10 protein-coding genes and 2 pseudogenes are annotated in these 11,914 nt (G+C 69.2%); 6 read left to right on the top strand and 6 right to left on the bottom strand.

What is annotated here, in order from left to right; all coding sequences use genetic code 11:
- Position 1: 1 nt before the first annotated feature.
- Both QHF85_RS39335 and QHF85_RS39330 read left to right on the top strand, forming a co-directional pair.
- Entirely contained in the window at positions 2-847 is an 846-nt protein-coding gene (locus tag QHF85_RS39335) for a LysR family transcriptional regulator (RefSeq protein WP_281332563.1), read from the top strand.
- A gap of 111 nt (positions 848-958) precedes the next feature.
- Positions 959-1,504, top strand: a complete 546-nt coding sequence (locus QHF85_RS39330) for a hypothetical protein (RefSeq protein ID WP_281332562.1) — start codon at positions 959-961, stop codon at positions 1,502-1,504.
- A 13-nt stretch (positions 1,505-1,517) separates the two neighbouring features.
- Here the strand turns inward: QHF85_RS39330 and QHF85_RS39325 are convergent, their stop codons facing one another.
- Positions 1,518-3,011 carry an MATE family efflux transporter gene (locus QHF85_RS39325; RefSeq protein WP_281332561.1) on the bottom strand — a complete coding sequence of 498 codons (1,494 nt, stop codon included), beginning with the start codon at positions 3,009-3,011 and terminating at the stop codon, positions 1,518-1,520.
- On the opposite strand from QHF85_RS39325, the gene QHF85_RS39320 reads away from it, so the two are divergent.
- Positions 3,010-4,155 (top strand): aminotransferase class I/II-fold pyridoxal phosphate-dependent enzyme, encoded by a 1,146-nt coding sequence (locus QHF85_RS39320; RefSeq protein ID WP_281332560.1) that lies wholly within the window; start codon positions 3,010-3,012, stop codon positions 4,153-4,155. The genes QHF85_RS39325 and QHF85_RS39320 overlap by 2 nt on opposite strands.
- Positions 4,156-4,202: 47 nt before the next feature.
- Positions 4,203-5,642 (top strand): serine/threonine-protein kinase, encoded by a 1,440-nt coding sequence (locus QHF85_RS39315; RefSeq protein ID WP_281332559.1) that lies wholly within the window; start codon positions 4,203-4,205, stop codon positions 5,640-5,642.
- A gap of 10 nt (positions 5,643-5,652) precedes the next feature.
- On the opposite strand, the gene QHF85_RS39310 is transcribed toward QHF85_RS39315, so the two are convergent.
- From QHF85_RS39310 to QHF85_RS39300, 3 genes and pseudogenes are all read right to left on the bottom strand, one after another.
- Positions 5,653-7,170 carry an amino acid permease gene (locus QHF85_RS39310; protein WP_281332558.1) on the bottom strand — a complete coding sequence of 506 codons (1,518 nt, stop codon included), beginning with the start codon at positions 7,168-7,170 and terminating at the stop codon, positions 5,653-5,655.
- A gap of 54 nt (positions 7,171-7,224) precedes the next feature.
- A complete protein-coding gene (locus QHF85_RS39305; RefSeq protein ID WP_281332605.1) occupies positions 7,225-7,620 on the bottom strand; it encodes a peptide chain release factor-like protein in 396 nt (131 codons plus the stop codon).
- Positions 7,621-7,671: 51 nt separating this feature from the next.
- Positions 7,672-8,214: pseudogene (locus QHF85_RS39300) on the bottom strand (PCRF domain-containing protein); the annotation flags it as partial.
- Between the two features lie 165 nt (positions 8,215-8,379).
- Between QHF85_RS39300 and QHF85_RS39295 the strand changes: the two are divergent.
- Positions 8,380-9,102 carry a 2OG-Fe(II) oxygenase gene (locus QHF85_RS39295; RefSeq protein ID WP_281332557.1) on the top strand — a complete coding sequence of 241 codons (723 nt, stop codon included), beginning with the start codon at positions 8,380-8,382 and terminating at the stop codon, positions 9,100-9,102.
- Here the strand turns inward: QHF85_RS39295 and QHF85_RS39290 are convergent.
- Positions 9,075-9,593: a hypothetical protein gene (locus QHF85_RS39290; RefSeq protein ID WP_281332556.1), complete on the bottom strand. Its 519-nt coding sequence runs from the start codon at positions 9,591-9,593 to the stop codon at positions 9,075-9,077. The two genes, QHF85_RS39295 and QHF85_RS39290, sit on opposite strands and share 28 nt — an antisense overlap.
- 57 nt (positions 9,594-9,650) lie before the next feature.
- Here QHF85_RS39290 and QHF85_RS39285 point away from each other — a divergent pair, with 57 nt between their 5' ends.
- Entirely contained in the window at positions 9,651-10,760 is a 1,110-nt protein-coding gene (locus QHF85_RS39285) for a sterol desaturase family protein (protein ID WP_281332555.1), read from the top strand.
- 117 nt (positions 10,761-10,877) lie between these two features.
- Here the strand turns inward: QHF85_RS39285 and QHF85_RS39280 are convergent.
- Positions 10,878-11,914: pseudogene (locus tag QHF85_RS39280) on the bottom strand (hypothetical protein); the annotation flags it as partial.

Here is an 11,914-nt window from a genome sequence, read left to right as displayed (position 1 = left end):
CATGTCGATTCTCTGGGAAGACGTCCGGTATCTGGAGGCGGTCGCCCGCGCCGGCGGCGTGGGCGGCGCCGCGCGTGAGCTCGGCGTGTCGGTATCCACCGTGTACCGGCGCATTGCCATCCTCGAATCCGCCGTGGGGGCGCCGTGCCTCGAGCGCGGCGCAGGGACCGGCGGCTTGACCGAGACCGGGGCCATGGTCGCGCAGGTCGGTCACCGCATGCGCAAGGCCCTCGCGGAGGTCTCGGGGCAACTGCACGCCCAGGCCACGGAAATCGTCGGCGAGGTCAGCCTCACGACCGTCGAGGCCTTGCTCCCCTTTCTCGTGGAACCGATCGCCGAGCTCACCTCGCAATACCCCTTGCGCGTGAACCTCATCCTCGGCGATTCGGGGCCGAGCGTGCGGGATCGCGAGGTCGACGTGGCGATCGGCGTCATGCGGCGGCCGCCGCCGGGATGCTGGGGGGTTCGTCTTGGCAAACTTCCGTACGGGGTCTTCGGGACCGCGACGGCCGTGCGGCGCGAGCCCGAGCCGCTCTGGGTCGTGCGTGCGCTGAGCGAGCGTTCCTCGCCCGAGTCGGCGTGGGAGCGCGAGCACGTGCCTCACTTCGCCACGCGCGCCCAGTTCAGCGCGCTCGTGTCGCTCGTCGCCGGCGGCGTGGGCGTCGGGCTCATGCCGCGCCCCATCGCCGCGCTCCACCCCGAGCTCGTGGAGATGCCCGGGTATCGCGAGCGCGTCGCGCCGCTCGAACGGACCGCGTGGCTGCTCACCCACCCCGACCTGCGCAAGACACCCCGCGTGCGGGCGCTCATGGACGCGCTCACGCAGCGGTTTCGCGCGGCGTTCTGAGCCGGCGCGATTGCGGTGTCATTGCAACTCTGCGAAGGCTTCTCGCACAAATGCGAGAAGCCAGACACGCGTGCGCGACGCACATATGGGCCACTTCAAAGGGAGGTACCCATGATGCTTGCATCGCTTCGACGTGCTCCGTTCCAGATCGTCTCGCTCCTCGCCCTCGCGCTCGGCGCGTTCGGCGGCGGGTGTCAGTCGTCGTCTTCCGAAACACCCCAGAAGGGGCCCGGCTACACCGAATGCGGCGATGTCACCTGCTCGCCCGGCCAACACTGCGAGCAGCCCTCGGTCTCCATTTGCGAGGAGGGTTGCCTCACCGACGAGAACTGCCCCACGCAGCAGATCTGCGATCCGAACGCGAGCACGTTCCGGCAATGCATCGGGTCGAGCACGACCAACCCCCCGCCCGACAGCCTCGCCGCGTGCAAGGCGGCCTGCGACCATTTCCAGACGTGCGGCCTCGCCGCGGACGAGACCGCGAAGTGTCGCACCGATTGCGAGGGCCTCACCGAGGACCAGCGCGCCGCCATCGCCAATTGCGGCGACACCGCGTGCTCGTCGCTGCCGTCGTGCCTCGGCGTGCAATGCGTGTCGACGAACGACTGCCAGAACGATCAGAGCTGCGTGGGATTCACCTGCCTCGACGGCGCATAGCGCCCCCCGCCTGCTAGACCTCGACCTTCTTCCACCGCCCCCGCGCAAAGGCCCAGCCGAGCAGCACAGCCCGACAAACCCAGTCGGCCGTGCTGCCCATCCACACGCCGGCGAGGCCGAGGTCGAGCTTGATCGCGCAGAGCCAGGTCACGCTCGCCCGCAAAAAGAGGCCGCACAGGATCATCGTGCCGAGCACCGTGCGCGTGTCGCCCGCGCCGCGCAGCGCCATCGCCGTGACCATCGCGAACCCCATGAACGGCTGCGCGAACCCGCCCACGCGCATCGCCGGGACGGCCGTCTCCACGATGGTCCGATCCGGCGTGAACGCCGCGACGAGCAAGGGCGCCATGGTCACGAAGGAGAGCCCGACGAGGGTCAAGCAGAACACGGCGAGCATGGCCGCGACCCGGCCCGCCCGCGCCGCCTCCTCGGGTCGATTCGCCCCGAGCTTCTGGCCCACGATCGCGCCCGCCGCGATGCCAAACCCATCCGCCGAGAGCCACGAGATCGACTCGATGCTGATCGCCGCCTGCTGCGCCGCGAGCGCGACCTCCCCGAGGAGCGCGACGATCGCGACGTAGAACATGTACCCGAGGTGATACGCCGCCTTCTCGCCAAACGCCGCGCTCGAGACGCGGAGGACGCGCCGCAAAGCATCCCCCGCTCCCTCGAAGCTCGCGCTGTTCAATGGCAGCGGGCTCGCGCGACGATAGAGCGCGAAGGTGAGCAGGAGGCCTTCGAGGGACATGGTCGCGGCGTTCGCGACGGCGGCACCACGAATGCCGAGCTCGGGCAGGCCGAAGAGGCCGAAGATGAGCAGCGCGTTGAGCGCGAGGTTCAGCACGTTGCCCACGCCCGCGACGACGAGCGGCGTGCGCGTGTCGCCCGAGGCTTGCAGCGACGCGGCCGCGATCGCCTCGACGAACGTGAGCGGCATGGCCCAGCACGCGACGCGGAGGTACGCGCCCGCTTGCGCATGCACGGCCGCGCCGGCGCGAGGGAAGAGGGTTCGAATGAAGGGGCCTTCCGCGAAATACAGGGCAAACGCGACGACGGCGCCGAGCACGGCCGCAAAGAGGAGCGCGGCGCGGGCGGCGCGAGCCGCGGCAGGTCGGTCGCCGGCGCCGACGCGTCGAGCCACGACGGCGAGGGTGCCGGCGGAGAAGGCGGTGCAGACGGAGTAGAGGGTCCAGGTCGTCGCGCCGCCGATCTGGATCGCCGCGAGCGCCGTGGGCGAGTACCGCCCGAGCAAGAGCCGCCCGACCAGGAAGACGAGCGTGATCAAGAGCATGTGCGTGATCGCCGGCCAGGCGAGCGCCCAGACCTCGGTCATGAGGGCGCGATCACCCTCACGAACGAGGCGGGTCTCGGCGGAGGTCGACGGATGCACGGCGGCGGGGGTGCCATGGTCCGGCGTTTCGGGCAAGGAGCGGCCGGGGGCTTCGTGGTCACGGGCGTGCGCAGCGGAGGGGACTTCCAGGTCCGTGTTGAGGTAGGGTGCAGCCATGCGGATCGGTCAACGCCTGAGCTCGCTGGTCATCTCCGACATTCGCGCGATGAGCCGCGCGTGTGAGGCGGTGGGCGGGATCAACCTCGGGCAAGGCGTGTGCGATCTGCCCACGCCGCCGCCCGTGGCCCGCGCGGCGAACGCGGCGATCGACGCGAGCGTGGCGATCTACACCGCCCCCGAGGGGATCCTGCCGCTCCGGCAAGCGATCGCGGGGGATTTGCAGAAGCGTTACGGGCGCGAGGTCGATCCGGCGAGTGAGGTCGTGGTGACGTCGGGCGCGACGGGCGCGTTCGCGGCGGCGTGCCTCGCGCTGCTCGATCCAGGCGACGAGGTGATCCTGTTCGAGCCGTATTACGGCTACCACCTGAACACGATCCTCGCGCTCGGGCTCGTGCCGGTGCTCGTGCCGACGCGGCCGCCGTCGTGGGAGATCGATCGGGAGGCGTTTGCGCGGGCGATCGGTCCTCGTACCCGCGCGGTCGTCGTCTGCACGCCGTCGAACCCGAGCGGCAAGGTCTGGACCGAGGAGGAGCTCGACTGGCTCGCGGACGCGGCCGAGGCGCACGACCTCGTGGCGATCACGGACGAGATCTACGAGCACATCGTGTTCGACGGGCAGAAACACGTGCCGCTCGCGACGCGGAAAAACGCGGCCGCGCGCACGGTGTCGATCTCGGGGTTCTCGAAGACGTTCGCGGTGACGGGCTGGCGATGCGGTTATCTGACGGCGCCGCCCGAGGCCGCGCGGCGGATCACGGTGGCGCACGATCTGCTCTACGTCTGCGCGCCGACGCCGCTGCAGCACGCGATGGTCGCGGGGCTCGGGATGCCGGACGAATACTTCGCCTCGATCGGGCAGGGCTACCAGCGAAAGCGCGATATCCTCTGCAGCGCGCTCGCGGACGCGGGCCTCACGCCGTACGTGCCGCGGGGCGCGTATTACGTGCTCGCCGACATCCGCAGGCTCGGCGCGCCGAACGCGAAGGCGGCGGCGATGCTCTTGCTCGAGCGGGTCCGCATCGCGAGCGTGCCCGGCACCTCGTTCTACGGCGATCCGGTGGGCGAGACGCTGTCGCGGTTCTGCTTCGCGAAGGAGGACGCCGTGCTGGAAGAGGCGGCGCGGCGCATTCGATCGCTCTGAAGGAATCTTGAACGCGGGCATGATTTCGGGTCGAGTCGAACAGAGCAATGAGCGACGGCGAACTCATCGGCGATAGATACGGCCTCGTACGGCAGATCGGGACAGGCGCGCTCGGGGCCGTCTGGGAGGCGGAGGACCACACAGCGTCGCGGCACGTCGCGCTGAAGCTCCTCAGCATTGCGAACGCGGAGGTCGGGCGGCGGCTCGGCGAGGAGGCGCGCGCGGCGCAAGCGGCCAAGCACCCCACGCTGGTCACGATCCACGACGTGGGCGAGACGGCCGGCGGCGAGCCGTTCGTCGCGATGGAGCTGCTCACGGGCGAGACGCTCGCCGACAGGCTCGCGCGCGAGCGTGCGCTCTCGCCGCCGCTCGCCGCGCAGATCGGTCGCGACATCGCGACGGCGCTGTCGATCGCGCACGGGGCGCGGCTCGTCCACGGCGACATCCGGCCGGCGAACGTGTTCCTGCACGGAGAGCCGGGCACGGACGAGCCCACCGTAAAACTCCTGGATCTGTGGGTCGCGCGGGCGGTGCCCGCGGTCGTGGCGGAGATGCTCGGCCTCGGATCGACGTCGTATCGGAGCCCGGAGCAGCTCGCCGCGCCCGAGTCGTTCGACGTGCGGACCGATCTCTGGTCGCTCGGCGTGGTGCTGTTCGAGATGCTCGCGGGGCAACGTCCGTTCGAGGGCGGGCGTGCGGACATCACGGCGAGAATCACGAGCGGCCCGGTGCCGCGCATCTCGCAGCTCATGCCCTCGGTGGATCCTGCGCTCGAAGAGATCGTGGCGCGGTGCATGGAGCGCGAGCGCGACAAGCGGATCGGCAGCGCGATGGTCGTCGCGCACATGCTCGAGGTGTTCGCGGCGCAGGGGCGGAAAGCGCCGGCGGCCGCGGCCGCGGCTCCGGCGAGGGACCACGTCGGCACGAACGGCGCGGCGCACACGCCCATGCCGGACGAGCCGCCGATGCCGCGAGGTCAGCTCGGCACGCTGGTGATGGAGCCATTGTCCTCGTCGCCCGCGCCTTCGCCGCGGACGTCGCCCGCGTCGGGGAGTTTTCCGCCGTCGTCGGCGGGTCCGCTCGGCACGTTGATGATGGCCCCGGGGGCGCCGCCTTCGCAGCCGCGGGCCGAAGAAACGGCGCGGCGGCCGAAACCGGCGTACGTACCGCCGCCGCGCTCCTCGCGTGATTCGGAGCCGACGCAGGTCTACATCGAGCCATCCGGCGTCTTCACGCCGCCGGTGATGCCCCTGGGCGCGCACATCGAGGACGAGCCGACCGCGCCGCCGCCGACCGCGCCGCCGCCAGGAGCCATGGCGCCGACGCTGCACAGCGCGCGGCAGCCGCAGATGACGGTGACGGAGCTGCACCAGCGCCCGGCGCAGCACGTGCACCCCGTCAGCAAGATGGGGTTTTACCTGGCGGCTGCGGTGGGCGCGGCGATCGTGCTGCTCATCGGGTTCTTCGTGATCTTCGTTCTGTTCTGAGAAACGTTTTTCAGGACGTACCCGTCGCGGCAGGCGGCCCCTTGAACACCCGCCGCAGCCCCCCGAACCACACGAGAATCGAGAGCAGCAGCGCGCCGAGCGTGATCGGGAGCGCCTTGTCATTCGGGGGCGCGACGCCGATGCCGAGGATGAGCGCGCAGGCGAACACACAAATCACGGCGACGAGGCGATACCACGGGCCGAGCGAAAAGGGCCCCATCGTGGTCCAGGTTCGTCCGTACGCGTAGAGCCCGAGCGCGATGGGCATGCCGTACGAGATGTAGAGGAAAATCGTGCAGACCGCGGTGATCGTCGAATACACGGGCGTGTAGACGGTGAACGCCGTGCTGACGGCCGCGACGACCCAGATCGCATGGGCGGGCGTCCTGTGGACCTCGCTCACGCGGCGAAGGGCCGCAGAGAAGGGCAGGCCGCCGTCGCGGGCGAACGCGTACGTCATGCGCGAGGCGCTGGTCACCGTGGCGAGCCCGCAAAGATACTGGGCGATGCCGATCCCGAGGTAGAGGGCGATCTGCAAGGGTCGCGGCACGATCTCGCTCATCACCCAGAAAAACACGTTCGGGCCTTTCGAGGCGGCGACCTCCACGCTCGGCATGCCGAGGAGGATCGAGGTCACCATCAGATACCCGAAAATGCCCGAGAGGAGCACGGCGCGCAAAATGGCCCGCGGGACGTTCGCCGCGGCGCCCACGGTCTCCTCGGCGGTATGCGCGGAGGCGTCGAACCCGGTCACGGTGTACGCCGGCATGAGCAGGCCGAGCAAGAAGAGCCAGCCCATGCCGTCCGTCGCCGGCCAGACGTCGCCGCCGCGCGCGCCGCTGAAATTCGTGAACGTGACGAGCCGCGACCATTCGAGGCGCGGCGCGAAGAGGAGCATGGAGACCGTGAGGACGGTCGCGACGACGAAGATGAGATACCCGCTGAAATCGGTGAGGCGCGTGGTGAGTCGAATGCCGCGATGATTGAAGAGGGCCTGCGTCCCGGTGATGACGACGACGGCCACGAGCTGATGGCCCGGGCCGAGTTTGTCGGGGTCGACGCCGACGACGGGGCCGAGCGAGCTCGCGATGAAGAGATAGGCGCCGACGTTGATCGCGGAGAGGACGGTGACGAGGCCGACGAGGTTGAACCAGGCCGTCGCCCAGCCGAGTCCCTTTCCGCCGAGAAGGGAGGCCCAGTGATAGAGGCCGCCCGCCGTGGGGAACGCCGAGGCGAGCTGCGCCATCGCGAGCGCGAAGCAAAAGGAGAGCAGGCAGGAGAGCGGCCAGCCAAGGCCAATGGATGCGCCGCCCGCGGCGGAGAGGCCGAGGTGATAGGAGGTGAGGCCGCCGGCGAGGATGCAGATGATCGAAAAGGAGACGGCGAAATTGGAGAAGCCGCTCATCCGCCGGAGGAGCTCCTGGGCATACCCCATCCGGTGGAGCTGGCGGACGTCGTCCGCGATGACCTCGGATTCAGCGGGCGGGGTGGGTTCGGTGGGAACGTCACTGCGCGCAGGGTCTTGCATGGTGGGCCTCGCCGAGGTGAGGCCTCAGCGTAGGCGAGCGCGCGCCGAGGTGGATCAGTTTTTCGGGGGCAGGTCGAGGAGGGCGTCGAGGTCGCCGTCGAGGACACGCTCGACATGGGGGCTTACGCCCCCGCTGATTTCGTCACGCACGAGCCGCTGCGGCGCAAAGACATAACTGCGCCGCTGGTGCCCGAATCGAGCGATCGGACGGGCGCCGCGCCTCGCCGCCGCAGCCTGTTCGCGCCGCTCGAGCTCGAGCTCGACGAGCTTGCTCCGGAGGAGCCGGAGCGCGCTCGCGCGGTTTTGAAGCTGGCTGCGCTCCGACCGAGCGACGACGACGATCCCCGTCGGAACGTGCCGCATCCGGACCGCCGACGCGACCTTGTTGACGTTCTGTCCGCCGGGCCCGCCGGCGCACATCGTGGTCACCTCGAGCTCGTCGTCGCGAATCTCGACGGGAATCGCGTCATCGATATCGACGAGGACCTCGACCGCGACGAACGAGGTTTGTCGCCGATCGCCTCTGCCGAACGGGCTCACGCGCACGAGCCGATGGACGCCGGTCTCGCCCCGGAGAGCGCCGTACACGCCGGCGCCCGGGATCCGGAGCGCGGCGCCGTCGATCCCCGCTTCGTCTCCTTCCTGCCGGTGGAGCTCGTCGACGACGAGCCCTCGCTTTGCCGCCCAGCGGAGGTACATCCGCAAGAGCATGGCCGCGAAGTCTTTGGCGTCGATGCCGCCCGCGCCCGGTTGAATGGACACGATCGCGCCCATGCACCCCTCCGGTTCGGGCGGCACGCACGAGCGCTCTGCCTCGCGAAGCTCGACCTCGATGACCGCGAGATCGGCTTCGGCCGCGGCGAGCGCGTCCGCGTCGCCTTCCTGGAGGGCGAGCAGGACGAACGGATGCGTATCGCCCAGCGTGCGCTCGGCGTGCGTGATCCGATCGTTCAGCGCGCCGAGACGTGCTCGCTCCGCGAGGAGCTCTTCCGCACGTTCGCGGTCGCGCCAGAGGTCGGTTTCGCTGAGAAGGAAGTCGAGCTCGGCGAGGCGCCGCGCCTGCCGGGGGAGGTCAAAGTCCGTCGCGGAGCCGGGTCAGGCGTCGACGAAGCTCGGCGAGACGTTCGAGGATGGGAGAATCCATGCGACATCGTATACATGATGGCGCTCACTCCGTCAAAGGCGTCCAGGCTGCCCGAGGGAATGTCCATGAAAACCCGAACCCACATCTCCTTCCGCAGGGAGGAGACCTTCCGCGCCGTGCCGCATCGCCTCGACGAGGTCTTGCTCGACGAGGACCGCGCCGTCGCGGTCCGCCGCGAGGACGTCGAAAAGGGGGTCTATGTCCTGCATGGCGTGATGTCGCCGAAGGAAAACAAGCGCCTCATCACCACGGCGGAGGCGATCGGCTTTTCGCACGCGGGGCTCGCCATTGGCAACGACACGTACCGGGTGAACCTCGCGGCGCGGAACAATCTGCGCGTCGTGCTCGATTCGCCGCGGCTCGCCGAGGGGCTCTGGGCGCGCATTCGGGGGCACGTGGACACGGAGCACGAGGCCTCGCCCCTCGTGGGCTTGAACGATCGGTTCCGGGTCTATCGATACGAGGTCGGACAGCGCTTCTCCCCGCACCTCGACGTGCGCACGACCGTGCCGCGGGGAGAGACGCGCGCGTCCTTGATGATTTATCTGAACGATGGCTTCGAGGGCGGCTCGACGCGTTTCTTCGAGATGAAGGACAAGAAGAGCCGCCGCGGGGAGGGTCGCGGGCGCAAATTCGACAATCGCGTGCGATTCGCGGTGCAGCCCGCCCCGGGGAGCGTCGTCGTGTTCGATCACCTGCTCCTGCACGAGGGGGCCGAGGTCACGGCCGGCGTGAAGTATGCGGTGCGGTCCGATCTGATTTATGCGCCGTCGCGCGCTTCGCGGTGACGCGTCGCTTCCGCGTCGGGCGGAGGCGGCGGAGGCCCGGAGAGCAGCGCGACGAGGAGCCCTCCGATCGGCGTGAGGACCACGGAAAGAATCAGCGCTCCCCATAAGCCGATACGTCGTTCCCTCCCCAGGAGACCCACGGCGAGCACCTTGAGGACCGGAAAAACGTAATCATCGAAAAGCGGGCCGAGCTCCAGGCCTGCCCAGGGGTTCTCGGGACGGCTTGCTCGCCCCGACTGACTGCTTTCAGCGAGCGTCGAGACACGAAGGACGAGATGATCTGCGGGCGCCCACGCCCCGCAAACATCGCGGAGCGTCTCGTTCACGGCCTCCACATTCACGAGCCGCGAGGGATTTGGGAGGTCTGGCACGAACCTGCCACCTCGCACGAAACACGCAGCGACGAGCGCGAGCAATACGAAGGTGATGGCCAGATCGCGAATCATGGGCCCGAAGAGCTGCTTCTCTGGGTGCTTCCGGGTCAAGTCCACGATGCGTGGCATCCTACTACAAGATGGAGTGCGCGTGTGGTAGTAGGTTCGTCCACCGTGCTTCAAGCGCTCCTGTTGTTGTCCTTCGTCATCGTCATGGGGCTCGAATGGCACGTGGGCCGCACGCGTGGGCGGCAGGTCTTTCGCGTGCCCGACGCGACGTCGAACTTGTTGCTCGGCATGGCGCAGCTCGCCCCCGCTGTTGTCCTCTTTGGCTTCCTGCAGGTCACCTACGAATTCATCTACGATCGTTCCGCCGCATTAAAAATCGTGAAGATGTCACCGATCGCGTGGATCGGACTGCTCATCGGTGTCGATTTCTGCTATTACTGGTTTCATCGTTTCTCGCACCGCGTGCATGTCGCCTGGACCTCGCACGCGCTGCACCACCAGGGCGAGGACTACAACCTCGCCCTCGGGATCCGCCAGCACCCGACGCAGGGGTTTTTCGAGCGCGCGTTCTACCTGCCCCTCGCATTCATCGGGTTTCCCCCCAGGCAGGCCGCCATTGCAGTCACGATCAACGCGGCCTACCAGCTCTTCCTCCACACCGAGCTCGTCGGCAAGCTCGGCCCGCTCGAGTGGGTGCTGAACACGCCTTCGCATCACCGCGTCCACCACGGCATCAACCCCCAATACCTCGACAAGAACTTCGGGGGCATGCTGATCATCTGGGATCGCATGTTCGGCACGTTCGCGGAGGAGCACGAGCCTCCGGTGTACGGCGCGGTCGAGCAGGTCGCGTCCTTCGACCCCGTCCATTGCATGTGGGCCCCGCTGGACGATGTGATCGAACGCGCGTCGCGCACATCGGACTCCATGGATGAGCTTGGTGTCTGGATCATGCCCCCCGGCTGGCGACCGAAGAGCATGGCGAAGGCCGATACCCAGGTCAGGCTCGATCGGCCCAAATACGACGTGAAGCTCAACCGCGAGTCGGCGCTTTACTTGATGGCCATGACGGGGCTCACGATCGCGATGATGATGTGGTTCCTTTTCATCAACGACCTGAACACCCGGCCGCTGAGGATGCAACTCGCGTTCATCGCGTGGGTCGCCGTCACCGTCGTCGGGCTCGGCGGCCTCATCGAGGGGCGCGCATGGGCGAAACCCGTCGAGGCGCTTCGGCTCGTCGCCACGCCGTTCATCGTAATGACCTTGGTTTGAGCCTTTTCCGGCCGCCGCGCCGACGGGCGGACCGGTTTGTCTCGGAACGGGCCGGCTGGCCGTGCTGGCAGCGGCCCGATCCGGTCTATGCCCCGTCGCGGTGACGGGACAGCACGCTCAATGCACCCCACCCACGAGCCACGCATACCCGGGCACGAGCACCTCTTCGGGGCTCGCGCCGCCCTGGGTCGCAGGCGCGGTGCCGCGCGCGTCGCACGAGAGGCGGAAGCCGTGGTCGCCAAAGACGAAGAGGAGCGTGCGCGGGGGTGAGCTCTCGATGAAACGCGCAATCACCTGCGCCGCCTCGTCCGCGATGCCGCCGAGCCGCTCGTCGAAGCCAGGGCCGACGCCACGCAAACGCGCCTCGACGAGGTCGAGCTTGAAGACTTCCTTGGTGCCGTACCGCTCGCGCCGGATCGTGGAGAGGGCGCGGCCGCGGACGATGTCAGGCTCGGGGCCAGGTTCGGGCAAAGGATCGCGCAAGCCCTCGGGGCCGCGGCCGAGGAGCGCGACCTGGGCCGGCGTGGTCGTGGGCAGGGCGCTCCAGAGCAGGGTGCGGTCGACGCAGACGGCGCGGCCCTGCAAGGTCGGCTTGAGGCGCGCCATGACGCGCTCGCCGAGGTCGAAGCGGAGGGCGTCGACGAGGAGCAGGCGAACGGCGCGGGCGTTGTTGAGGCGCGCGATCCGCGCAGCCACGTCGGGCGCGTCGAGGACCATGAGCGGGCGCTTACCGGTCGCGCGGATCGCCGCGAACCCCTCGGTGTAGCTGTGCTCGAACGCGGTGCGGAAGCCGTCGACGACGCGCTGGACGGAGCCGTCGGCGTGGCCACGCGAGAGGGCGCCGACGAGGGGCATGTAGCGGGTCGCGAAGAGCCGATCGATGACGCCCGCGGGCTTCGGGCCGCGCGCGTTGTCGAGGTCCATCGCGAAGGCGCGCCATTCAGCCGCCGAGAGGACCCGCTCGACCGACGAGGGAGCGACCGGCGGCGAGGGCGGCGCGAGGTCCGAGGGCAGAGGCGGCGGCGGCGGGAGCGTGTCGGCCGCGGGGGCGTTTTTCGCGGCGGGCGCGGCGGCGGCCTCGGGCTCGCGGTTGCGGTCGCGCACGGCCTCGAGCGCGGGCTGGGAGGGCGTGCGGGGGCGCGGCGCCGGGGCAG

This window comes from Polyangium sp. 6x1, assembly GCF_029946515.1.
Taxonomy (GTDB): domain Bacteria; phylum Myxococcota_A; class Polyangia; order Polyangiales; family Polyangiaceae; genus Polyangium.
The sequence above is the reverse complement of the archived record's forward strand: the minus strand, read 5'-3'. Positions and strand labels throughout refer to the sequence as shown.